The 21,899-nt window shown below is 60.8% G+C and carries 22 protein-coding genes and 2 riboswitches; of the genes, 3 read left to right on the top strand and 19 right to left on the bottom strand.

Annotated features, from left to right (window positions below):
• Positions 1–10 precede the first annotated feature (10 nt).
• The 3 genes from LXM96_RS15225 to obgE are packed head-to-tail and all read right to left on the bottom strand — an operon-like array spanning position 11 to position 3,529.
• Positions 11–1,297, bottom strand: coding sequence for a glutamate-5-semialdehyde dehydrogenase (locus LXM96_RS15225; RefSeq protein ID WP_239999411.1), 1,287 nt, complete (start codon positions 1,295–1,297; stop codon positions 11–13).
• Positions 1,290–2,468, bottom strand: a complete 1,179-nt coding sequence (gene proB, locus LXM96_RS15220) for a glutamate 5-kinase (RefSeq protein ID WP_239999410.1) — start codon at positions 2,466–2,468, stop codon at positions 1,290–1,292. The genes LXM96_RS15225 and proB overlap by 8 nt, the downstream gene beginning before the upstream one ends.
• Entirely contained in the window at positions 2,465–3,529 is a 1,065-nt protein-coding gene (obgE, locus tag LXM96_RS15215; RefSeq protein WP_239999409.1) for a GTPase ObgE, read from the bottom strand. Before obgE ends, proB begins: the two co-directional genes overlap by 4 nt.
• 96 nt (positions 3,530–3,625) lie before the next feature.
• Between obgE and LXM96_RS15210 the strand changes: the two genes are divergently transcribed.
• Positions 3,626–4,489, top strand: coding sequence for an endonuclease/exonuclease/phosphatase family protein (locus LXM96_RS15210; RefSeq protein WP_239999408.1), 864 nt, complete (start codon positions 3,626–3,628; stop codon positions 4,487–4,489).
• Between the two features lie 36 nt (positions 4,490–4,525).
• Here LXM96_RS15210 and LXM96_RS15205 read toward each other — a convergent pair whose 3' ends face one another.
• The 6 genes from LXM96_RS15205 to cobA form a co-directional block, all read right to left on the bottom strand.
• Positions 4,526–5,104: a GNAT family N-acetyltransferase gene (locus LXM96_RS15205; RefSeq protein WP_239999407.1), complete on the bottom strand. Its 579-nt coding sequence runs from the start codon at positions 5,102–5,104 to the stop codon at positions 4,526–4,528.
• A complete protein-coding gene (locus LXM96_RS15200) occupies positions 5,101–5,733 on the bottom strand; it encodes a GNAT family N-acetyltransferase (RefSeq protein ID WP_239999406.1) in 633 nt (210 codons plus the stop codon). Before LXM96_RS15200 ends, LXM96_RS15205 begins: the two co-directional genes overlap by 4 nt.
• Before the next feature lie 132 nt (positions 5,734–5,865).
• Positions 5,866–6,135, bottom strand: coding sequence for a 50S ribosomal protein L27 (gene rpmA, locus LXM96_RS15195; RefSeq protein ID WP_239999405.1), 270 nt, complete (start codon positions 6,133–6,135; stop codon positions 5,866–5,868).
• A 37-nt stretch (positions 6,136–6,172) separates the two neighbouring features.
• On the bottom strand, positions 6,173–6,484 hold the full coding sequence (rplU, locus tag LXM96_RS15190) for a 50S ribosomal protein L21 (RefSeq protein ID WP_239999404.1): 312 nt from the start codon (positions 6,482–6,484) through the stop codon (positions 6,173–6,175).
• Positions 6,485–6,737: 253 nt separating this feature from the next.
• Complete coding sequence (locus tag LXM96_RS15185; protein ID WP_239999403.1) at positions 6,738–8,051, bottom strand: cobyrinate a,c-diamide synthase; 1,314 nt, start codon at positions 8,049–8,051, stop codon at positions 6,738–6,740.
• Entirely contained in the window at positions 8,048–8,842 is a 795-nt protein-coding gene (gene cobA, locus LXM96_RS15180) for a uroporphyrinogen-III C-methyltransferase (RefSeq protein ID WP_239999402.1), read from the bottom strand. Before cobA ends, LXM96_RS15185 begins: the two co-directional genes overlap by 4 nt.
• A 52-nt stretch (positions 8,843–8,894) precedes the next feature.
• On the opposite strand from cobA, the gene LXM96_RS15175 reads away from it, so the two are divergent.
• Positions 8,895–9,998, top strand: a complete 1,104-nt coding sequence (locus LXM96_RS15175; protein ID WP_239999401.1) for a cobalt-precorrin-5B (C(1))-methyltransferase — start codon at positions 8,895–8,897, stop codon at positions 9,996–9,998.
• Here LXM96_RS15175 and cobM read toward each other — a convergent pair.
• Genes cobM through cbiE form a run of 3 tightly spaced genes read right to left on the bottom strand, consistent with a single transcriptional unit; the run spans position 9,980 to position 12,383 of the window.
• Complete coding sequence (cobM, locus tag LXM96_RS15170) at positions 9,980–10,756, bottom strand: precorrin-4 C(11)-methyltransferase (RefSeq protein ID WP_239999400.1); 777 nt, start codon at positions 10,754–10,756, stop codon at positions 9,980–9,982. The two genes, LXM96_RS15175 and cobM, sit on opposite strands and share 19 nt — an antisense overlap.
• Positions 10,753–11,139, bottom strand: a complete 387-nt coding sequence (locus LXM96_RS15165; RefSeq protein WP_239999399.1) for a cobalamin biosynthesis protein — start codon at positions 11,137–11,139, stop codon at positions 10,753–10,755. Before LXM96_RS15165 ends, cobM begins: the two co-directional genes overlap by 4 nt.
• Positions 11,136–12,383 (bottom strand): precorrin-6y C5,15-methyltransferase (decarboxylating) subunit CbiE, encoded by a 1,248-nt coding sequence (gene cbiE / locus LXM96_RS15160; RefSeq protein WP_239999398.1) that lies wholly within the window; start codon positions 12,381–12,383, stop codon positions 11,136–11,138. The genes LXM96_RS15165 and cbiE overlap by 4 nt, the downstream gene beginning before the upstream one ends.
• 1 nt (position 12,384) lies before the next feature.
• Between cbiE and LXM96_RS15155 the strand changes: the two genes are divergently transcribed.
• Positions 12,385–13,137: a cobalt-precorrin-6A reductase gene (locus tag LXM96_RS15155; RefSeq protein ID WP_239999397.1), complete on the top strand. Its 753-nt coding sequence runs from the start codon at positions 12,385–12,387 to the stop codon at positions 13,135–13,137.
• Here the strand turns inward: LXM96_RS15155 and LXM96_RS15150 are convergent.
• The 7 genes from LXM96_RS15150 to LXM96_RS15120 are packed head-to-tail and all read right to left on the bottom strand — an operon-like array spanning position 13,116 to position 21,321.
• Positions 13,116–13,892 carry a precorrin-3B C(17)-methyltransferase gene (locus tag LXM96_RS15150; protein WP_239999396.1) on the bottom strand — a complete coding sequence of 259 codons (777 nt, stop codon included), beginning with the start codon at positions 13,890–13,892 and terminating at the stop codon, positions 13,116–13,118. The two genes, LXM96_RS15155 and LXM96_RS15150, sit on opposite strands and share 22 nt — an antisense overlap.
• Positions 13,889–14,626 (bottom strand): precorrin-2 C(20)-methyltransferase, encoded by a 738-nt coding sequence (locus LXM96_RS15145; RefSeq protein ID WP_239999395.1) that lies wholly within the window; start codon positions 14,624–14,626, stop codon positions 13,889–13,891. The genes LXM96_RS15150 and LXM96_RS15145 overlap by 4 nt, the downstream gene beginning before the upstream one ends.
• Positions 14,623–15,252 (bottom strand): precorrin-8X methylmutase, encoded by a 630-nt coding sequence (locus LXM96_RS15140; RefSeq protein WP_239999394.1) that lies wholly within the window; start codon positions 15,250–15,252, stop codon positions 14,623–14,625. Before LXM96_RS15140 ends, LXM96_RS15145 begins: the two co-directional genes overlap by 4 nt.
• Complete coding sequence (cobG, locus tag LXM96_RS15135; RefSeq protein ID WP_239999393.1) at positions 15,249–16,556, bottom strand: precorrin-3B synthase; 1,308 nt, start codon at positions 16,554–16,556, stop codon at positions 15,249–15,251. Before cobG ends, LXM96_RS15140 begins: the two co-directional genes overlap by 4 nt.
• Positions 16,553–19,876 carry a cobaltochelatase subunit CobN gene (gene cobN / locus LXM96_RS15130; protein WP_239999392.1) on the bottom strand — a complete coding sequence of 1,108 codons (3,324 nt, stop codon included), beginning with the start codon at positions 19,874–19,876 and terminating at the stop codon, positions 16,553–16,555. Before cobN ends, cobG begins: the two co-directional genes overlap by 4 nt.
• 15 nt (positions 19,877–19,891) lie before the next feature.
• Positions 19,892–20,929, bottom strand: a complete 1,038-nt coding sequence (gene cobW / locus LXM96_RS15125) for a cobalamin biosynthesis protein CobW (protein ID WP_239999391.1) — start codon at positions 20,927–20,929, stop codon at positions 19,892–19,894.
• A complete protein-coding gene (locus LXM96_RS15120; RefSeq protein WP_239999390.1) occupies positions 20,926–21,321 on the bottom strand; it encodes a DUF1636 family protein in 396 nt (131 codons plus the stop codon). Before LXM96_RS15120 ends, cobW begins: the two co-directional genes overlap by 4 nt.
• A 100-nt stretch (positions 21,322–21,421) precedes the next feature.
• A riboswitch (cobalamin riboswitch) is annotated at positions 21,422–21,628 on the bottom strand.
• Positions 21,629–21,688: 60 nt separating this feature from the next.
• Positions 21,689–21,879, top strand: a riboswitch (cobalamin riboswitch).
• The last annotated feature ends 20 nt before the right edge of the window (positions 21,880–21,899 follow it).

Here is a 21,899-nt window from a genome sequence, read left to right as displayed (position 1 = left end):
CCACGGCAGGCTACGGACGGACTTGGCCGGTGCCGTGTACGCGGTACTTGAAGGAGGTAAGTTGTTCGACGCCCACTGGCCCGCGAGCGTGCATCTTGCCTGTCGCTATGCCGATTTCGCCTCCCATGCCGAACTCGCCCCCATCGGCGAACTGAGTGGAAGCATTGTGCAGAAGGATGGCTGAATCGATCTCGTTGAAGAAACGCTCCACCACCTTCGGGTCTTCGGCGATCACCGCTTCCGTGTGGTTGGAGGAGTAGGTGCCGATGTGGGCGATCGCTCCAGAGATACCGTCCACAATCGCAACCGAGACGATCGCGTCGAGGTATTCCGTGCGCCAATCCTCTTCCGTGGCCGGCTTGAAGCCAGGAAACACCTTCAGGACGGCCGCTGAAGCTCGTATCTCACACCCCGCCTCCGCCAGAGCTTCCAGGACCGGCATGAGATGCGTACCGATCGCAGCGCTGTCGACCAGAAGTGTCTCCACGGCCCCGCAAATGCCTGTTCGTCTCATCTTCGCGTTGACGACGATGCTCTTTGCCATATCGAGTTCAGCGGAAGCATCGACATAGATGTGGCAGAGACCTTCCAGGTGGGCGAAGACCGGTACCCGCGCTTCATTCTGCACACGCGCGACAAGGCTCTTTCCGCCCCGGGGCACGATAACGTCGATAGCGCCGTCGAGGCCGGTCAACATGGCGCCCACGGCTGCCCGATCGGCAGTCGGAACGATCTGAATGGCATCCTCGGGAAGACCCGCAGCTTTGAGGCCCTTTATCAGGCTCTGATGGATCGCACGCGAGGAATGGAGGGAGTCGGAGCCACCCCGGAGAATCACCGCGTTGCCTGCCTTGAGACACAGCGCTCCAGCATCTGCGGTGACATTGGGGCGACTCTCGTAGACCACCCCGATCACCCCAAGGGGTGTGCGCACGCGCTCGATCTTCAGTCCATTGGGCCGATCCCATGCCGCTATGACGGTTCCAACGGGATCAGGCAGCGCAGCAATCTCCCGCAGTGCTTGAGCCATACCGTCGACCGACTTGCTGGTGAGCGTCAAGCGGTCGATGAAGGATGCTTGCAGACCCTTGCCTTCCACTTGCCGCAGGTCGTCCGCATTGGCTTTGAGCATCTCCGCCTTGTCGGCGACAAGCGCGTCAGCCATGGCTTCCAGGGCATCGTTCTTTGCTTTCGTTGAGGCCGTCGCAAGAGCTCGTGCTGCCGCTCTCGCCCGCCGTCCGAGGTTGCCCATCAAAGCAATGATGTCTTCTGCGTGATCCGTAGGTACTTCAAGCATGGAGGGGTTCCTGCTCCGATACGTCGTTCTGTTCCGACCGTGCCGACGCTCCTGTCATAACAAGATCATCGCGGTGGACCATGGCTGCCCGACCGGCGTATCCCAGGATAGCTTCGATCTCAGCCGACTTGCGACCCGCAATGCGAGTGGCTTCCTCAGAATCGTAGCCTGCAAGGCCGCGTGCGACCTCACGGCCACTACCCCCAAGGATGGCGATCGTATCGCCTCGATGGAAGTGGCCGGTGACGGATACAACGCCTGCAGGAAGCAAGCTCTTGCCGCTCGCCAATGCTCGCTCCGCCCCCGCATCGACGCGTAGCTCACCAGCCGGCTGTAATTGTCCAGCGATCCATGTTTTTCGGGCTGTTACGGGTGACGAGGACGGAGCGAACCATGAAGAACGAGTGTCTTCATCAATTGCGGCGAGCGGATGCTCCGTCTTTCCAGAGGCGATGATCATGGCGCAGCCGGCACTGGTTGCGATTTTACCCGCATCGATCTTTGTCCGCATACCGCCACGGGACAACTCCGATGCTGCGCCCCCGGCCATCGCCTCAATCTCTGGAGTGATTGCGGGAATGACATCTAAGAAGGCAGCATTCGGATCGAGATGGGGAGGTGCGGTATAAAGTCCGTCGATGTCGGACAGCAATACAAGCAGGTCAGCGCCGGTCATCGTTGCGACGCGTGCAGCCAGCCGGTCGTTGTCACCATAGCGGATTTCGGAGGTGGCCACGGTGTCGTTCTCGTTGATGATCGGGATGGCCCCAATCTTCAGCAACTGGCTTATGGTCGCCCGCGCGTTGAGATAACGGCGACGCTCTTCGGTATCGCCTAGTGTCAAAAGGATTTGTCCTGCAACGAGCTGGTTTCGAGACAGGCTTTCGGACCAGGCGCGCGCCAGAGCAATCTGGCCGACCGCCGCCGCCGCCTGGCTTTCCTCAAGCTTCAATGCGCCTGATGGCAGCTTCAGGACAGTCCGCCCAAGAGCGATCGCGCCCGAGGATACGATCAGAACCTCCGCGCCCTGTGCCTTCAGTCTCGTTACATCCGAGCAGATGGAGGAAAGCCAATCTGACTTGAGGCCGCTCGCACGGTCGACAAGGAGAGCGGAGCCGATCTTAACGACGATCCGCCGGTAGCCTGCCAGCGGCTTTCGTCCAGCAGTCATTCGTCATCCTCCTCCCGATGGGGGATTTCCGTATAGCGGTCGCTGCGATCGGGCAACGCCGTATGGTCACCTCCGGCCTCGACAATCACATCCCGCAAAGCGCGCAGAACCTCCGTCATTCCCTTGCCCGTCGCAGCCGAAATGAGAAAAGGCTTCTGGCCGCAGGCCCGCTGCAGATCCTTCGCCTTCTTCTTCAACTCAGCCTCGTCCAGGACGTCGATCTGCGAAAGCGCGACGATCTCTGGCTTGTCGGTCAGCCCACCTCCGTAGGCCTCCAACTCCTTCTTGACGGTATTGTATGCCTTGCCTGCGTTGTCTTCGACAGCCGAGACCAGATGCAGCAAGACGCGCGTACGCTCTACGTGGCCCAGAAAGCGATCGCCGATGCCCACGCCTTCATGTGCTCCTTCGATCAGCCCCGGAATATCGGCAAGCACGAATTCGCGGCCGTCGATGGTGGCGACTCCCAGATTTGGATGAAGCGTGGTGAAGGGATAGTTGGCGATCTTCGGTCGCGCGCGTGTTACCGTGGCAAGGAACGTCGATTTTCCGGCGTTGGGCAATCCCACCAGTCCGGCATCCGCTATCAACTTAAGCCGCAGCCAGATCGTCTTCTCTTCGCCTTCAAGGCCCGGATTTGCCCAGTTCGGCGCCTGGTTCGTCGAAGATTTGAAGTGCGCATTGCCGAAACCACCATTACCGCCCTTGGCGAGGCGGAACCTCTGGCCCTCCTTTGTGAGGTCGATGATCAACGTCTCATTGTCTTCTTCGAAAATCTGGGTGCCGACCGGCACTTTGAGCGTAACCTCTTCTCCATTGGCGCCGGTGCGGTTGCGACCCATGCCGTGCGTGCCCGTCTTCGCCTTGAAGTGCTGCTGGTAGCGGAAGTCGATCAAAGTGTTCAAGCCGTTGACCGCCTCGACCCAGACATCGCCCCCACGTCCGCCATCGCCGCCGTCGGGGCCGCCGAACTCGATGAACTTCTCTCGTCGGAACGAGACGGCACCTGCGCCGCCGTCGCCGGAGCGTATGTAAACTTTCGCTTCATCGAGAAACTTCATCTTACTGCCATCAGTCTTGTGTTAGCGGCAACGCCATCGTCGTAAGACGTTGTCCGGGTTGGATATAGGCCGTGCAGGCGGAGGTCAAAGAGTATCATGAAATTGGCAAGTTATAATATTCAGTACGGCATCGGCCTCGACGGCGGGTACGACCTGAACCGTATCGCCGAGAGCCTTGCCGGTGCCGACATCATCGGGCTGCAAGAAGTCACCCGAGGCTTATCCCGCAATGGCTCCGTGGATATGGTGGCGGCGCTGAAGGAGCTGTTTCCTCACTACTTTTCGAGCTTCGCAGCGCCCTGCGATGTTCTGCTGGGTATAGACGAGGTTGACGGGCGGCCCGTGGAGCGGCGCCTGCAGTTCGGCAATATGGTCCTGTCACGCTGGCCGATCCTCGCGGTGCGCCACCTGCTTCTGCCGCGCAGCCGCACGTTTAACAAACTTAACCTGCAGCGAGGTGCCGTCGAGGCGGTCGTGGACACGCCAGATGGTCCGCTGCGCTTCTACTCTGTTCATCTCGACCACGTTTCTCCCGATGAGCGGATCGAGCAGATCCGCTTCCTCAAGAGCCGCGCGCTGGACTACGTCAACGAGGGCGGCGCCCTGACGGGAGCCGAAGAATTTGGCTTCACCGACCCGCCGCTTCCGGAGAACTTCGTCATGATGGGCGACTTCAACATGACGCCGGAATCCCCCGAATACCTAGAGATGGTTGGCCGGGGCGACAGCTATTACCAGCGGTCGCTCCGCGCAAACCAGATGGTCGATGCCTGTGCTCATCTGGGCCTCGTCACCCAAGACAGCTACACCTGGGTCAAATCGCCGGGCGATGGAACGCAAAAGATGCATCTGGATCACTGCTTCATAAATCCGCAACTGGCGGCGCGGGTGCAATCCGCGCGGGTGGATCATCAGGCGCGCGGCTCGGACCACTTCCCCGTCTGGCTGGAACTGGCTTGAAAAGCCGGCGGCTCACGCCGCCGGCTCGTCGCTTCGTCAAGGACGGCGAAAGTCTTGCGGGCGGAGCTTCGTCTCCACATGCTGCACCATCGCATTGCGTGACAGACTGAAGAGGTCGGAGCAACCGGTGATGGTGAAGCCGAGCTTCTGCTGGATGCGCAGGGACGCCGGATTGTCTACGAAGACGCCGGAGCAGATCTCGATGCCCGGCATGCGCCGCAGGAACCGGTCGAGGGCTGCCCCGACCGCCTCCGTCATGATGCCCTTGCCCCAATAGAACCGGTTCAGCCAGTAGCCAAGGTGCCAGTCGGCGCCGCGCCGTTCAAGACCAACGACACCGATGTGGACATCATCGCCTGTCGTGATCGCCAGTGCCCACCCTTGCGAAGAACCGCAGAGGTGCGCTTGGACCCAATCGACCGCATCTTCCCGGTGATAGGGTTGAGGGATACGCGCCAACATGCAGGCGACGGCGCAATCCGACAGCGATTGCGCAATGGCACCGGCATCCTCCAGCCTGTGGGGCCTCAGGACAAGGTTTCGACTGGTGATGGCCGGGCAAGGCCCGGGCATGGCCCTAGTCGCGGAGCCGGGCTGATGAAGTGCCGCGGTCATCTGAGTTCTCCCCAGCTGCGCAACGACATCCAGGTCTTGCGGTCCAACCGGAACCACTCCACCGGCACCATCCCGCCCATGGCCAGAGATCCAAACATGCCGGATCCCTGGAACTGGAAGCCGCACTTCTGGATCACGCGCCGTGATGCGACGTTCGTGACCCGGCAACGGGCATCGATATAGTCGATGTCACGGGTCCGGAACGCCATGTCGATCAGGACATGGGCGGCTTCCGTTGCATAGCCCTGGTTCCAGTAGGGTTCACCCAGCCAGTAGCCGATCTCGACGATCTTCTCATCTTCCTGCGGCTCCAGTCCGCAGCAGCCCAAAAAGCGGCCATTGTCTCCGCGCGTGATCGCATAGACGCACTTGCCAATCTCGCCCGTTTTCGCGCGTCGCACGAATTCGGCGGCGTCCTTCGCCGTGTAGGGGTGCGGCATGCGAGACACCATGGTGGCAATGTTCGCATTGTTGGCGAGATGGGCAAGAGCGTCGATGTCTTCTTCATGGGGAGCGCGGAGAACCAGTCTCTGCGAGAGTAAGACGGGGCAATCGCTTCTCGACCGCTCGGGCCTCAGCCTTTCCTCGGGCGGCCGCGATTGGCTCGCCCTTATCAGTTCGCCTTGCATGGTACAGTCCTCCTTGTGGAACAAAAGAAAAAGGGAAGGTGGGTGGCGCCCCATCTTCCCTTTTCTTTGGACTGAAACCTGGTGGTGCCAGCCGGGTCGATGAGACGCCGGCTGTTGTAGAGCGCTACCGGCTTATTCCGCTGCTTCGGCTTTCGGCATTACAGACACGTACACGCGGCCATTGGCCTTTGTACGGTAATTCACGTTGCCCGCGGTAAGCGCAAAAATGGTGTGATCCTTGCCGAGGCCGACGTTGGCGCCGGGATGCCACTGCGTGCCGCGCTGGCGCACGATAATGTTGCCAGCGATGACGTTCTCACCACCGAACTTCTTCACGCCAAGCCGCTTGGACTGTGAGTCGCGACCGTTACGCGACGAACCGCCAGCTTTTTTGTGTGCCATTGGTGTTCTCCTTAAACCTTACAAAACCCAGATTGACTTAAGCCAAGATGTCCGTGATGCGAACAACCGTGTGGTGCTGGCGGTGCCCGCGAATCCGCTTGGAATTCTGCCGGCGACGCTTCTTGAAGGACAGAACCTTCTTGCCGCGATTATGCTCGACCACTTCGGCCTTGACCGTCGCGCCGGAAACAAAGGGGGCGCCGAACTTGGCATCCGCACCTTCGCCGATAACGAGGATTTCGTTGAACTCGATCGTCGCGCCGGCTTCAGCGTCGAGCTTTTCGATGGTGACAACATCGTTGGCCGCAACGCGGTACTGCTTACCGCCGGTCTTGATGACTGCGAACATTTTCTATCCTTCCATGTTCGTTCCGGCTCTACCCTTCGGCGGCCGTCTTTTTGTCAGTCGTTGAGCAGGGCTGGCTGTTCAGCCTGATCCTGCCAGTGAATTGCACATGGGCCTAGGCCTTCGCGCAACGAGAAATAGGCACGGAAAATATCCACGCCGGATCGAGCGCGGGAATACGCTAGGCGTCAAATCCTGTCAAGGTGGAGGCCGATCAGGACGCAAGAATGAGCGCGGGGGATAGCGCGGTAGACAGTTAAGCAATGGCTATGCCGTGGAAGAAGCTGCCGCTGACCATGCCGCGCCGTCCTCCCGAAAAGCCGATGGGTTTGCCAAGTCCATCAGCAATGGTCGCAAGGGGTTCGTCATTGCCAGGATGAATCACTCGCGCGTAGTGGAACTCGTGGCCGCGCACGACTTGCCCTTTGCGCCCCAGTGGGCTCTCCGCCAGCAGTGTCGCCTGCCTATAGCCAAGGTTCATTTTCCGATGGGCAAAGCTTGTATGATGGGAAAGCAGGCCCGTCATCGGGTGCGTCACGCCTTCTGCATCCTCGAGCGCGGCACCCAATACCATGTATCCGCCACATTCACCGTGAACGGGCCGGGTTTCGGCGAAGCGGAGGAGGCCGTTCTTGAAATTTTCCGCTGCCGCAAGGCGACCGGCATGTAGTTCGGGATAGCCACCAGGAACCCAACAAACGTCGCAGCCCTGCGGTGGCGCTTCATTCGCTAGGGGAGAAAAGGGAACGATCTCAGCACCAAGGGATCTCCAATGGTGCACGACGTGAGGATACAGAAAAGTAAAGGCTGCATCCTGAGCTAGAGCGATACGTTGCCCGGGAGGGGGAAGCGCCTGGTCCGCGGAACCCGAGGGCAGCCGAAGGGGCGACGCTGCCGAGAAGATTTCCTCCAGATCCAGCGAGGCTTCCATAGCGTCTGCGAGCCGATCGATATGGGCGTTCATCTCAGGATGCTCGCTTGCCTGCACGAGCCCAAGATGGCGTTCGGGTAAAACGAGATTGGGGTCACGAAGGACCGAACCGAGTACGGGGAGGCCGATGTGGTTGATGGCGTCGGTACAGAGGGTTCTGTGGCGTTCGCTTCCGACGCGATTGAGTACGCAGCCCGCGAGTTTCACCTGCGGATCGTAGTGAGCAAAACCGTGCGCAATGGCGGCTGCTGTTTGCGACTGCCCCGATACGTCGAGAACCAGCAGTACCGGTATAGCGAATAGTGCTGCGAGATCGGAGGCTGCTCCGGAACGCTTTGGCTCGCCGCGAATCCCGTCGAAAAGGCCCATGGCGCTTTCGATGATCAGCAAGTCGGCATCCGAGGCCTGTTCGCCCGCGAGATGGCACAGGAGCGAAGGGTGCATTGCCCAGCTGTCGAGGTTGAGACCACGATGACCTGTCGCCACCTCGTGGAACCCTGGATCAATGTAGTCCGGTCCGGTTTTGACACCCCGTACCTTCACGCCGCGCCTCGCGAAAGCGCGCAGCAGGCCGATGGTGACGCTGGTCTTCCCGGATCCCGACCTCGGTGCCCCGATGATGATTGCGCGAGGGGTCACGTGTCGCGTCCGCTCGTGAGAAGCTCGCGCATAGGCACGATGTCACCGATGACGATGAGCGCAGGAGCGGCAAAGCCTTGGTGACGGACTTCCATTTCCACGGTCGCGAGATTGGCGATCAGGAGGCGCTCCTCGGGGGTTGTTGCGGCCATGAGTACAGCAACCGGCGTGTGAGCCGCCATGCCGCCCTCCATCAACAGGCGGCTGATTTCGCCGATCATCTTCAGGCCCATATAGACAATGATGGGTTCGCCCAGCTTGGCGAGCGCCCGCCAGTCAAGATCATCCTCGGTGCCAGCGGCGTGGCCTGTGGCAAGCGTGATGGAGCGGCTTACGCCCCTCATGGTCGCTGGAATATGTGCGGAGGCGAGTGCTGCAAGCGCCGATGTCATGCCCGGCAGAATGCGGAACGGTATCTTGGCCTCGGCGAGAGCCTCTGCTTCCTCGCCGCCGCGACCGAAGATGAACGGATCTCCTCCCTTGAGCCGCAAGACCTTCTTGTCTGACCGGGCGAGCTGGATCAGGGTGGAGATGATGTTTTCCTGCGTTTCCGATGGCTTGCCCCCTCTCTTGCCGGCAAAATGCAATTCTGCGGTATCGGCTGCGAAGGCGAGAACATCAGGCGAGACAAGCGCATCGTAAACAATGCTGTCGGCCTTCGACAGCGCGTCGGCCACTTCCAGCGTAAGATGGCGAGGGTGGCCCGGACCCGCTCCTGCAAGCCAGACCTGTCCCGGCTCGAAGGCCGGGCTGTTTGCGGAGACGGAGGCGAGTGTGTCAATCAGGCTCATGCGTCAACCTTTTGTCCATGACGCAGATCATCTGCAAGGATATAGACGGATCATGAACAGCGAAGGCAAGAACCTCCGCCGTGGCTGGACCACGGGTACCTGCGCGGCAGCGGCCAGCAAGGCGGCGTGTCAGGCGCTGCTCGAGGGACATTTCCCGGCGATGGTAGAGGTTACCTTGCCTAGCGGGCAGCGGCCTTCGTTCGCGCTGGCGCAGGAAGAAACCGGCGCAGGATTTGCGACGGCCGGTATCATCAAGGATGCCGGAGACGATCCCGATGTCACCCACGGTGCACTTATCGTGAGTACCGTCCGGTGGGGGAAAGCTCGCTCCGGCATCACCTTCCACGCCGGAAAGGGCGTCGGCGTAATCACCCGCCCAGGATTGCCTTTGCCGCCCGGCGAACCCGCGATCAACCCGGTGCCGCGCAAGATGATCGCCGAAGCGATCTTCGAGATCGCTGGACCGGACGCCGATATGGAGGTCGAGATCTCGGTCCCCAATGGCGAAAGGCTGGCGGAGAAAACCCTTAATCCGCGGCTCGGCATCGTCGGCGGGATATCGATCCTCGGAACGACCGGGATCGTCATCCCATTTTCTTGCTCGGCATGGATCCATTCCATCTGGCGCGGTATCGACGTCGCCCGCGCCGCCGGCCTGGACCATGTTGCCGGCGCCACTGGAAATACATCCGAGCGCGCCGTTGCGGCGCACCATGGCCTCCCCGAGATCGCGCTGATCGATATGGGCGACTTTATCGGCGGAATGCTCAAATATCTGCGTCATCACCCGGTTCCCCGGGTTACGATCGCCGGCGGGGTGGCCAAAATGACCAAGCTCGCGCAGGGGATGCTCGATGTACATTCCAAGCATGGATTGGCTGATATGGAAGCGTTGGCGGAAATCGCTCGTGAAGGCGGTGCAACGGACGATGTCGTCCGCAGTATCGCCCTTGCCAACACGGTGGCTGGTGCGTTCGAAATAGCCTCGGAAGCCGGCATCGAGTTGGGTGATCGTGTCGCATCGCGTGCCTGGACGGCCGCCGCTAAGGTGCTGAACAAGCCCGAGATCTCGCTCGAGATCCTGGTGTTCGACCGTGAGGGCACTCTTCGAGGTTCTGCTCCGTTCGTTCCGACCGGTCATTCGGGGACCTCTTGAGGCCAGCCGGGCCGGAAGCGACGGACGTAGCTGGCATCGTAGAGTTGGCTTTCCGCGAAATCGGCGACGTCAAGGCTTCGCCCGACAAAGACCACGGCGGTTCGTTCTACGGGCTCTGCGGCAAGCTTCGCCTCTATATCGGCCAATGTGCCGCGGATAATCCGTTCCTCCGGCCAGCTAGCCTTAACTACGATCGCAACCGGGCAATCGGTGCCGTAAAAGGGTGCGAGCTCCTCCACAATCCGCCCCATTGCATGTATGGCAAGATGGATTGCGAGCGTCGCCCCTGTTGCAGCAAAGCTAGCGAGCGTCTCTCCATCCGGCATTTTCGATGCGCGACCGGAGATGCGTGTCAGCACCAGGCTCTGCGCAACTTCCGGAATTGTCAATTCCCGCCTGAGTGCAGCGGCCGCCGCTGCAAAGGAAGGAACTCCAGGAGTCATCGTGTAAGCGATCCGATGGCGCTTTAGCCGTCGGATCTGTTCCGCCACGGCACTCCATACCGAAAGATCGCCTGAATGCAGCCGCGCAACGTCCTTCCCCTCTCGATGCGCCTTCAGGTATTCCGCTTCGATATCGTCAAGCGACAGCAAGCCTGTGTCCACGATGCGCGCCCCCGACGGGCAATATTGGAGCAGTTCACGCGACATGATGGAGCCGGCGTAGAGGCACACGGGGGAGCGGGCGATGAGATCGCGGCCGCGTACGGTGATCAGATCGGCGGCGCCCGGGCCTGCCCCAATGAAATGGACGGTCATGGTGTCGCCTCCGATTGAGCAAGTGCACAGGTGGCACCTTCTGCCACGACACGGGCCACGATCAGCGTCGCACGGACCCCAGCCACTGCAAGAGCCGCGGCTTCCGAGAGACTAGGTGAAACTGTTTGTGCGAGGCTGTGCGCGGAGAATGTCTGCGTCCGAGGCTCAGCGGCCTTCAGTTCCTGGTCGCCGACGATGTGAAGCGGCAAGTCGAGACGTTTTGCCAGATCCAGCAAGCCCGTCTCGTCCTGCTTGATCTTTCCTGTGGCCAAGGCGTGAACAGAAGCTGGAAGAATTCCGGCATGATCACACGCCAACATCAAGGCCGCCTCGAGCCCCTCAATGGGTGTCCCTCGCCGACACCCCAGCCCCGCCACGATCATCGGTCCTCCTCCGCCTTTTGCCAGGTCCACTGGGTCACAGGCATGGCGGCTCTCCAGCCCTGCATCGAGCCTACCGGCTCCGCTCTGCTTATCTGCAGGCGGATAAGGCGCCCTCCAAGCCGTGCTTGCGCGGCGAGTAGGACTGCCTCCATTTCGAGAGTGACCGCATTTGCTACCAGCCGCCCTCCCGGCTTCAGCCGTGCTGCCGCGGCTTCGAAGGCGCGATTGTCGCTGCCGCCACCGCCAATGAAAATTGCGTCTGGAGCGTCCAGGTTTGCAAAGGCGCCGGGCGCGGTGCCTTGCACCAGCTCATAGCCTGGGACTCCGCAGCTTTCCGAATTCCGGCGAGCACGTGCCGCACGCACCGGGTCTGCTTCTATCCCGATCGCGCGCATCGAAGGATGACGCAACATCCATTCTATGCCGATCGAGCCGGAGCCCGCGCCTATGTCCCACAAGAGTTCGCCACGCCGAGGAGCGAGAGCCGAGAGTGTCACAGCGCGAATTTCGCGTTTCGTGATCTGGCCATCGTGCTCGAACAAGGCGTCGTCTAGACCGGTGGCGAGTGGCAAGACTCGTCCTGAGCCGCAAAGCTCGATCGCGACAACGTTGAGTTCGTTGATATCGGTGAACCTCAAGTCGAGTGCCTCGGAGCTCCGGATCCGCTCGTGAGTGCCTCCTAACGCCTCGAGAACCGTCATGCGTGATCCTCCGAACCCCATGTCGCACAGCATCTGTGCAAGTGCAGTTGGGCCTCGGCTATCGGATGTGAGAGCCAGCACCCGCCGCCCCGGATGCAGGAACGGACGGATGAGATCGATGGGCCGACCGTGAAGGGAAACTGTTTCCACATCCTGCAGTGCCCAGCCGAGTCTCGACGCGGCAAGCGAGAAAGCGGATGGGGCGGGGAATGAGACATATTCATTGGCTTCAATGATTTTGGCGATCGTCGCTCCGACACCGAAAAAAAAGGGATCGCCGGAAGCAAGTACGCATACTGGCTGCCCCCGCAGAGCCACCACGTCAGCCATTGCTACATCAAACGGCGTGGGCCAGGTCCTGGCATTGCCGGAAATGAGAGTAGATGCGAGTTCCAGGTGCCGCTTTCCACCAAATACCACGCGAGCTGAAGCAACCGCGCCTCTCGCGCCTTCACCGAGGCCGAGGATACCATCCTCGCCAATCCCGACGATGGACAGCCAGCGGTTCGACGGTGCATGGTCATAATTCGATTCAGGAGGCATTGTGCAGCACCCCATCCTCATACTCGGCGGAACGGCCGAGGCGCGTCGGCTCGCGGGGATGCTGAGCTGCAACCCACGCTACGCTGTGCAACTCTCGCTCGCTGGCCGGACGCGATCCCCCGCCGAGCATGCCGTACCGGTTCGAATCGGCGGTTTCGGTGGTGCAGAAGGCTTGGCAGCCCATCTTATTGCCCAGAACATTGCCATGTTTGTGGATGCGACGCATCCTTATGCCGCGCGGATCTCCGCCAATGCGGCGCTCGCTTCCAAGATCTCTGGAGTGCCTTTGATCGCGTTGCGGCGTGCGCCGTGGCGTCGACAGGATGGCGACCGTTGGCAGTCGGTCAGCAGTGTCGACGGCGCTGTCTCGCTCTTGGGGGCAGCTAGCCGCCGTGTATTCCTGACGCTCGGGCGACAGGAACTGCTGCCCTTCCAGGCCGCGCCTCAGCACCGCTACCTGATCCGCAGCGTCGATCCCGTCGAGCCGCCGCTCACGGTTCCTCACGCAATCTATCTGACCGATCGTGGCCCCTTCAGAGAAGCAGACGAGGCGAGGCTGCTGCGAGAGCATGAGGTCGAGGTCATCGTGGCGAAGAACAGCGGCGGGGGCGCAAGCTACGGCAAGATTGCGGCTGCTCGGGCGCTTGGCATAGAGGTGGTGCTGATTAATCGGCCGCCGCTGCCGGAGGTTCCAGCAGCCGAAACCGTGGAGGGGATCGTGCGCCACCTCGCTCATGCGCTGCCACCTTTGTAGCTGCGGGGCGAGTACACCAGCGTCTTTTTGCCGGCTCGTTCAATCAATCGAGTGTCGGTGGAGCCGACAATAATGCAAGTAGCCATGTCGGCCATGTCGCTGGCCGCCTCCGCTAATGACACAATCCGAATGCATTCGTCCGGGCGACCGGCTGCGCGGCCGAAGATTACCGGTACACTGCCTGGCAGATAACGGCGTAGGAGGTCGAAAGCTTCGCCAAGTTGATGCGGTCGAGCTCTACTGACCGGATTGTAGAAGGACATGACGAAGCCGGCCTCTGCGGCCGCTGTTATGCGCTTCTCTATGATAGACCACGGCTTCAGGTTCGTTGACAGAGAGATGGCACAAAAATCGTGCCCAAGAGGCGCGCCTGCCTTCGCAGCAACGGCAAGCATGGCCGTGACGCCCGGAACTACGGAAAGGTCAACATCCCGCCAGCTGGGTGGGCCTTCCTCGATCGCTTCACAAACCGCAGCGGCCATGGCGAAAACGCCAGGATCGCCGCCAGAAACGATGCAGACCTTTCCGCCTGTGGCAGCCATATCGAGGGCCGCCTTGGCGCGGGCCAGTTCCTCACGATTATCGGAGGCATGACGGCGCTGGTCGGCGCGAAGGGAAAGCCTGTCGAGATAAGGAAAATAGCCGAAGAAGTCTCCTGCGGCAGCGACAGCCGCCGCGGCTTCCGGCGTCACCTGCTCCGGATGACCTGGTCCGAGCCCAACGACAGTCAATGATCCGGCGGGCGACTTGGTCATGGCCGTGCATTCCAGCCGGGGACGAGGACGAGTGAGAAGTAGGGTGCCGGACTTTCGTCACGGTCTTCGAGTCGTTGGGCACTTCCGTTCGCCATTGTGCCGCGTTCGACATAGAGAGCGCCATGGAGCTTGCCGGCAGCCTCCAATGCTCGCCGAATCTTGGGAAGATTGCGGCCTACCTTCATGATGACGGCGCCTTCAGTATCCGCAAGTCGTCTCGTCAGCGCTTCTTCAGGCAGTGTTCCTGGCAGGACACTCAAGACATCGTCTCCTTGCACAAGGGGGAGGCCTGCCAGGGACCAACAGCCGGACATTGCGGTTACACCTGGAACCACTTCTGTTGGATACCGGGAGGCAAGGCGAACATGCAGGTGCATATAGGAGCCATAAAAGAGAGGATCGCCCTCACTCAGAACCGCGACGTCGCGCCCCTCGTCAAGGTGGGTCGCTATCTCCCCTGCTGAACGATCAAAAAACTCCGAGATCGGGCCCTGATAGCCAAGTTCATCCTTATGCATTTCGACCGTGACCGGATAGACCAGCGGCATCTCGATGGTCCTTGGCCGGATGTGCGCGTCCACGATTGCCCGCGCATTGCCAGTCCCGCCCCTCTTGCAGAAGAAGGCGACCACATCGGCTTCCTGAAGCGCTCTCACCGCCTTGAGCGTCAACAATTCCGGATCGCCAGGACCCGTGCCGACGCCGATCAACCTGCCCTTTTCGCTTGCGGTCACAGGCCGGCCCTCGCCAGCGCGTTGACTGCGGCAGCCGTCATCGCTGAACCGCCCATTCTCCCGCGAACGATGGCATAGGGTATCCCGAAGGAGTGCGCCATCAGGAGTTCCTTTGATTCTGCTGCACCGACAAAACCTACCGGCATGCCGATGATGGCGGCGGGTCGAGGTGCTCCTGCTTCGAGGAGCTCGAGAAGCCGGAAGAGCGCGGTTGGAGCATTACCAATGGCGACGAGGGCACCGTCCAGCCCGTCCCAAAGGTCGAGCGCGGCAGCCGACCGCGTATTGCCGATGGTGCGCGCGATTTCAACGGTTCTGCCATCGCGCAAGGTGCAGATGACGGAGTTATCTGCCGGAAGACGCGCACGGGTGATACCGTGGGCCACCATCTCTGCATCGCAGAAGATCGATTTGCCGGCATGCAGTGCTCCACGAGCTTTCGAAACGAAGTCAGGAGAAAAACGGAAATGCTCTGCTGCCTCGACCAACCCACAGGCGTGGATCATGCGAACGGCGATGTCCGCCTGCTCTTGCGTGAATGCTGACAGGTCGGCCTCTCGACGGATAATGTCGAAGGACTGCCGGTATATAGCATCACCGTCGCGGATGTAGTCGTATGGGGTCATGTTCGTCCTGATGTGAAAGTGGCGGCTACCTGGGGGAGGCCGAGCCGGAGCAGACAGGCGGCAGAGTTTTCGCCGTCACGTCGCTCGCCTCTCACCAGTGCGGCAGTGCGACGTAGCGCGGAGGGCACGTCTTGCTCTGCAACGGTGGCAAGGGAACGATCGCCTGCACGGCCAGCTACGAAGGACACGCCCTCAGCAGTACCGCAGAGGGTGAGCGGGGAGGGGGTTGGGTGTGCGCAGCCCTTCAGACATCCGGATACGTGCAGCTTGAACGAGCCGTCCAGAAGATCACCAAATTCGGCAACAGCCCGCTCTGCCAGTTGATGCGTTGCTGCCGACGCCGAAGCACAAGCAGGGCTGCCGACGCAAGCCGCAACCGCGCTGCGTGGATCGCTCGACTTGGTTATGAACCCCTCTTGCGCTGCATAATCCTGGAGCGCGCTACAGGCGCCAAGGGTTCCCATGAAAATGAGAGAGTGATCCAGGGCTGGCTTGATCCTGGGTATCTTCAACCGTTGTGCTTCTCGGCTGATCAAGCCTATTTTGTCCGCCCTGATCTGTCCGAACACAGGTGCTATCCCAACTGCAGCCTGACCGGCAGACAGGATGTGCAGCCCTATGGGTGACGACGCGGTGTAAGGCTCTTCCGTTCGCGATGCGGTTGCTAGGTCGCGGCCTCGCGCCGTTGGTCCATCCGCTGCCAATCGCCGCAGCAGATTCAGTACCTCTGCTATGGCGTCAGCATCATTCAGCGTCCGGTGAATGCTGGCCGTGGTCTCGGTGCCGCCGAGGAAAATCGTCCAGCCGCCATCTTGCGCCTGTGGACTGGCCACCAATCGAATATCTGCCAACAAGCCGGACAAACGTACCCGCCCGGCGCCGTCAACGACAACGCTCATCTTGGGTGCAAGACCTCCAATGTCCCGGGCTCCCTCAGAGATTGCAGCAGCCACTGGACGAGGGTCAGCCGTTTCAGTGGGGTCAAAACCGGCGAAAGGAGGCACTTCCACCGCCAAACCTGTCCGAAGCGGTAGTTGCAGTTTGCGAACATCCCGGGCCAGTCTTGGCGCAGACATGCCGTCAAGGCCGCGTATTTGCAGGTTGCCACGTGCCGAGACATCCATAATCCCATTTCCGTGGCGCAATGCCAGGTTACAGAGCTTTGTCAACTGCGCAGGATCAATTGCGTCGATCAGCGCGACTCGTGAGAGAAGTCCGTCTCCGGTTTGCATGGGCGCCGTCAGGCTGGGGCAGACGCCGCGACGGATGTCGAGTGCATGTCTATCGAGTGAAAGGGTCGTCATGCCGCCTCTCCGGCACCGAGCATTTCCAGTTCCTCGTGTACTGCATTCCTGCGCGGGTGCCAGAGTCCGCGGCGAAGCGCCGAACGGAATCGCTCGCCCATGTACCTGGCGCCTTCGGGGTTCTGTGACAAAAGGAACGCTCGGACGGCGCTGTCGGCGACGTAAGCTTCATAGGTCGCCTCAATCAGTGAATGCGGGATCGCATGCGTGGTCTCGGCAAAACCAATCAGCCTATCCACCGCCTCCACCAGTTCAGAAGCACCGCGTGGCCCATGCCTCATCTGTCCAGCGATGAACCGCGGATTTGTTGCACGGGCTCTCACAACCCGCGTAACGGCTTCCGAAAGAGACCTTGCTCTTGGGCGGTTGGGATCCGTCGTGTCAAGGGTGATGATGTCCGCCTTTCCGCCGAGTGCTGCGACAGCTGCCGAAAAGCCACCAATGAAAGACACATCTGCAGAACCGTCGAGAAGATCGCGGCCAGGATCGTCACCTGTGTGGACCAGCAGATCGGCCTGACCGATGCGTTCAGCAAACTGGCCCAACGCTTCGCTGGCATCGGCCACTTGTCCAGAGAAGGAATGCGTTGCAGCGTCCAGATACGACTGCCCCAGTTCCTCGCGCTCCTTCCATTCTCCGGTCGCCAGACGATCCTCTATGCCGGCACCATAAGTCCCAGGAGCTGAGCCAAAGATCCTCGCGGGCACAAGCCCTTGCCGCCTCGTCTCCTCGGCAAGTGGATTGTCTCCCGGCGCTTCCTCCCGGTTAGCGATCGCCCGGACTGCGGTATCGAGAAGCGCGATGAGGGCGGGGAACATGTCGCGGAAGAGGCCAGAGATGCGCAACGTCACGTCGACCCGTGGGCGCCCCAGTTGAGCGGGTGCCAAGATTTCCACTCCGGTCACGCGCCCGGTCGCCGTGTCATAGGCCGGTCGTGCGCCCATCAGTGCCAGGACCTGTGCCACCTCTTCGCCGCCGCTGCGGAGTGAGGCGCTTCCCCAGAGGTCGAAAACGAGGTTCCGGGGCCACTCACCGTGATCTTGCAGGTATCGGCGCAGCACTTCTTCGGCAGCTCTCTTGCCCAGGTCGAATGCCGTTGGCGTGGGGAGGGTGCGGGGATCGTTGGCATACAGGTTGCGTCCGGTGGGCATGACGTCCCTCCGCCCACGGGCGGGGGCTCCGGAGGGACCTGGCCGAACATGCTTGCCGTCTAATGCCGCAAGCAGTGCCTCCCGTTCGGCGCTTGCGCTTGCCAAGCGCGCTACGTCCGTATCATTTGGCGCCGCCAGCCCGTAAATGTGCTGGCCGTCCTTGATCGAAAAATCTTTGAGGTCGCAGAGGAAGGCATCAATACGTGCAAGAGCGGTGTCGGGATCGTCGTCGGGGGAAAGGCCGGCTTCAGCCGCCAGTCCTACCTCCTGTGCGGTTTCTACGATCAGCTTCGCCAGCCGATCCCTCCGCCGGCGGTCTAAACCATCGGCCTGAGCATATTCATCAACCAGGAGCTCCAGCCTCTTCTGGCTCTCCGATAGCCCGGCATTGGTCAGCACCGGCGGCAGGTGCCCGATGGTGACAGCGCCGATGCGTCTTTTCGCCACCGCCGCTTCACCCGGGTTTGATACGATAAATGGGTAAATGACCGGAAGTCCGCCGACGATGATCTCGGGAAAGCACCCCTTCGACAAGGCTACGGTCTTCCCGGGTAACCATTCAAGTGTTCCATGAGCGCCGACATGCACGATGGCATGAATTCCCACCATCTCGCGCAGCCATACGCCGAAGGCCAACAGGGCATGGCGCGGCGGAAGGCTCGGGTCATGATACTCCGCCCGCCGGTCAGCGGTGCGACCGCGATCAGGTGCCAGGGCAACAGAAACATTTCCAAACGTTGCCGCGCGAAAGCAAAACCGTTCGCCATGGACCTCTGGGTCCTGGCACGGGGCGCCCCATGCGGTGCGTACCGCCGCCGAAGCATTGGAGGGAAGCCCCTCAAACCAAGTGCTGTACCGATCAAGCTCAAGAGCCCCTTGTCGCTCTTCAAGGCAATCAAGAAGTTGCCGAGAATCCTGGGGCACATCCGCGATGGTGTAGCCGGATGCCGCCAAATCCTTCAGCATCTCAATTACGCTTTGCGGCACGTCCAGCCCGACTGCATAGCCCGTGCGGCCCGGTGCGTTTGGGTAGTCCGGCATCAAGATCGCGACCTTACGTTCCGCGCGGGGTGTCTTCTGCATACGAAGGAAGCGTGAGATTCGCTGAACCACATGCTCGATCCGGTCAGGCTCCGGATGGTTGATGAGTCGGTTCGAGGCATCTTTCCGCTTGAAGGAGATGGGACCAAGGAGGAGCCTGCCATCGAGTTCGGGAAGTACGACGTGCATCGCGAGGTCGGAGGGCCCAAGACCACGCTGACTTTCCTTCCAGCCATCGTGCTCGGTGGTTGCCACGATCAACTGGAAGACAGGGATGCCCCAGCGATCGAAGACAGTGTCCTGCGTCGTGTCGGTGCCTGCGGCGAATGCAGTTGTGGACAAGATCGCGTCAGGAGCGAGGTCGGCCAAAGCTGTCTCGACGAAATGTAGCGAGTAATCCTCCTTCAGACTGCCGATAAAGACAGGAACGGGCGCGAATCCGCGCGCTGCGAGAGCCGTGAACAAGGCGTCGATCGGTGCCACGTCGTCTGCCAGGAGCATTGATCGGTAAAAGAGGATCGGCAGGCGTGGTGCGTTGAGGGGAGCTTCCTGCAGCAACTCCTCCAGGCTCGTTATGCCTCTGGCGGGATGATAGTACCCCGCCTTTGGCATGGCCTGTGCAGGGAGAAGCTTGAGGGACTGGCCTCTGGAAAGAGCGTCTAGCCGGCTCGCCAGCAGGACCATGTTTTCTCGTCCGCCCTCCCGGAAGCAGGATAGAACAGCTGTAAGCTCATGATCATCGACCGTCGAGGCTGCGGCCAGACGTTCGTCTCGAATGCTGCACTCGCCCGGCAAAAGGATCAGCTTTTTGTTCTCTGTCCTGGCGAGATGTGCCAGTTGCTCCACGCCGTACTGCCAGCGGTCATAGCCGCCCAGGATCCTGACCAGAATCAGCTTCGCATGCACAGCCGTCTTTTCCAGCCAAAGATCTACCGACATGGGATGGCGGAGATCAGTGATATTTGTTGTGCTGAGAGAGGTTTCTCCCGAAACCGGCCAATTTGACGCGATGCTCTTGAGATCGCTGCTCGAAAACGACAGCACCACCACATCAGCCGGCGCCTGGTTGAGGTCGACCGGCTCGATGAGGTCGTCGAGGGACGACGATGTGGTGGCAAGTATGTGCATGCTGTTCTCAGACTTTCAGGCGGCCAGCATCTTCTCTATTGCCGATCTGTCTATGCCTTTTTCGCCGATCACGACGAGGCGGGTCTGGCGTGGTTCCCCAGGCGCCCAAGCGCGATCGAAATATTGGTTCACGCGCGAGCCTACAGCCTGAACCTGCAAGCGCATCGGCTTGTTCGCGACGTCCACAAAGCCCTTAACGCGCAGGACATTCTCTGACTCGGCGGTTGCTGCAATGCGCTTGGCAAGTTCCTCTGCGTTGGCGACGGCAGGCAGGCTCACGACGAAGCTATCGAAGTCATCGTGGTCGTGGTCGAGCTCGTCGTCATGATGTGTCTTGCGGTTTTCGATGTCATCCTCGACCGCGAGTCCAAGCCCAATAAGGACAGCTGGATCGACGATGCCATTGGCAGCTGGAATAAGTTTCACCGCGCGCGGCAGATGCGCCGCCACGCGGTCTTTCGCCAGAGCCAGTGCATCGGAGTCGAGCAAGTCGGTCTTGGTCAGCACGATCAGGTCGGCGCAGGCGATCTGGTCTTCGAAAACTTCTTCCACCGGATCATCGTGATCGATTGACCCGTCGGCTTGGCGCTGTGCTTCGAGAGCGTCATGGTCGTTAGCCACCCGGCCTTCGGCCAAGGCCGCCCCGTCCACCAAAGCCACGACAGCGTCTACCGTCACGCGTGCCTTCACCGCCGGCCACTGAAAGGCTTGAACGAGGGGCTTTGGCAGAGCGAGGCCCGAAGTTTCGATGAGGATATGATCCACGCGCGGCACGCGGGTCAGGATCTGGTCGATTGCCGGAACGAAATCATCTGCTACCGTGCAGCAGATGCAGCCATTGGCAAGCTCGATGATATTGTCGTCTGGACAACTTTCGATGCCGCAGCCCTTCAGCACCTCGCCATCGACTCCGACATCACCAAATTCGTTGACGATGATCGCAAGGCGTTTGCCTGAAAGGTTCTCGATCAGGTTTCGGATCAGTGTGGTCTTTCCTGCTCCAAGGAAGCCGGTCACAACTGTACAGGGCACACGATCGAAGGTGACGGTCATTCGGGCAAATCCTCATGGTGGTGAAAAGGTGGGATGCGCGCAGTCATGCCCTTGCCTCGTAGGCATGAGGGGCGACCACGTAGCGGCAGGAAGCCACGCTCATCCTCGGCAAGCATCATCGCACCGGTGACGATGTCGGTGACGTTTTCCACGCTCAGGTGGCCAAAGACGTAGGACCATCCGGAGCGGTGGTTGAAGGCGGCACTCGGGCTTTTCTCGCAATTCGCGAGGCAGGTTACGGGCTTTACGGAGAGCGGCAGATCCGTCGTTGCCTCGCACAGCGCCTGGATCAGCTTGAGTCCTGGTCGGGAACCATCATCGGACGCTGCACGGCAGTTCGTGCACACGAAGATCGTGACCTCGGGATCATTATCGGATAGTCCGTCACTCAATGCCGCGTTCCAACCTGAATCAACGTGGGGCGCGGAGGCAGCCGCAGATGCGGTCTACCATCGGTGATCAGTCGCTTCCTCCGAGGCACCCCGCCCGGCAAAGCACAGCATCTCGACGGCAGGTCTCCTGGCTCGCGGGTCGTTGCTCTCAGACCAGCCTTCCCGGGCGTGCGCCCAGTGGCCTTCTGGCTGAAGCTATCCGCTTACAGTTGCGGGGGCAGCCGCGGCATTGAACCTAGTGGATCGCACCGCATTCCCTTTTCGTCCTTCCCGTTGCCGGAAAAGAACCGTCGGGACTTCAGTAAGCCCGGGCGCCGGTTCGTGTCAATGCGCTGTCAAGGCGGATTGCCCTCAGGCACGATTGGGGTATAGTGCCGGGGTCGTCGGTGCCCGAGAGGGCGAGAGGGAATGCGGTGAGACTGGAAGGTCAATTCCGTGGCTGCCCCCGCAACTGTAGGCGGAGAGCTTCGCTCCCATTTGCCACTGGAGAAATCTGGGAAGGCGGGAGAAAGCGTCTGATCCGCGAGCCAGGAGACCTGCCGGCGCGTTGGTGAAATGCTATGCCCTCGGGTGGAGGG

The organism is Rhizobium halophilum (genome assembly GCF_021648825.1).
Taxonomy (GTDB): domain Bacteria; phylum Pseudomonadota; class Alphaproteobacteria; order Rhizobiales; family Rhizobiaceae; genus Neorhizobium; species Neorhizobium halophilum.
The sequence above is the reverse complement of the archived record's forward strand: the minus strand, read 5'-3'. Positions and strand labels throughout refer to the sequence as shown.

Bases quoted from the DNA above. Each gene is read 5' to 3' on its own strand.
- LXM96_RS15205 (WP_239999407.1), bottom strand. From the start codon at position 5,104: ATGACCGCGGCACTTCATCAGCCCGGCTCCGCGACTAGGGCCATGCCC.
- obgE (WP_239999409.1), bottom strand. From the start codon at position 3,529: ATGAAGTTTCTCGATGAAGCGAAAGTTTACATACGCTCCGGCGACGGC.
- LXM96_RS15175 (WP_239999401.1), top strand. From the start codon at position 8,895: ATGAACAGCGAAGGCAAGAACCTCCGCCGTGGCTGGACCACGGGTACC.
- cobG (WP_239999393.1), bottom strand. From the start codon at position 16,556: ATGACGACCCTTTCACTCGATAGACATGCACTCGACATCCGTCGCGGC.
- rpmA (WP_239999405.1), bottom strand. From the start codon at position 6,135: ATGGCACACAAAAAAGCTGGCGGTTCGTCGCGTAACGGTCGCGACTCA.
- LXM96_RS15140 (WP_239999394.1), bottom strand. From the start codon at position 15,252: ATGACCCCATACGACTACATCCGCGACGGTGATGCTATATACCGGCAG.
- LXM96_RS15165 (WP_239999399.1), bottom strand. From the start codon at position 11,139: ATGATCGTGGCGGGGCTGGGGTGTCGGCGAGGGACACCCATTGAGGGG.
- cobW (WP_239999391.1), bottom strand. From the start codon at position 20,929: ATGACCGTCACCTTCGATCGTGTGCCCTGTACAGTTGTGACCGGCTTC.
- LXM96_RS15210 (WP_239999408.1), top strand. From the start codon at position 3,626: ATGAAATTGGCAAGTTATAATATTCAGTACGGCATCGGCCTCGACGGC.
- cobA (WP_239999402.1), bottom strand. From the start codon at position 8,842: ATGAGCCTGATTGACACACTCGCCTCCGTCTCCGCAAACAGCCCGGCC.
- proB (WP_239999410.1), bottom strand. From the start codon at position 2,468: ATGACTGCTGGACGAAAGCCGCTGGCAGGCTACCGGCGGATCGTCGTT.
- cobM (WP_239999400.1), bottom strand. From the start codon at position 10,756: ATGACCGTCCATTTCATTGGGGCAGGCCCGGGCGCCGCCGATCTGATC.
- LXM96_RS15200 (WP_239999406.1), bottom strand. From the start codon at position 5,733: ATGCAAGGCGAACTGATAAGGGCGAGCCAATCGCGGCCGCCCGAGGAA.
- LXM96_RS15225 (WP_239999411.1), bottom strand. From the start codon at position 1,297: ATGCTTGAAGTACCTACGGATCACGCAGAAGACATCATTGCTTTGATG.
- rplU (WP_239999404.1), bottom strand. From the start codon at position 6,484: ATGTTCGCAGTCATCAAGACCGGCGGTAAGCAGTACCGCGTTGCGGCC.
- cbiE (WP_239999398.1), bottom strand. From the start codon at position 12,383: ATGCCTCCTGAATCGAATTATGACCATGCACCGTCGAACCGCTGGCTG.
- cobN (WP_239999392.1), bottom strand. From the start codon at position 19,876: ATGCACATACTTGCCACCACATCGTCGTCCCTCGACGACCTCATCGAG.
- LXM96_RS15150 (WP_239999396.1), bottom strand. From the start codon at position 13,892: ATGACCAAGTCGCCCGCCGGATCATTGACTGTCGTTGGGCTCGGACCA.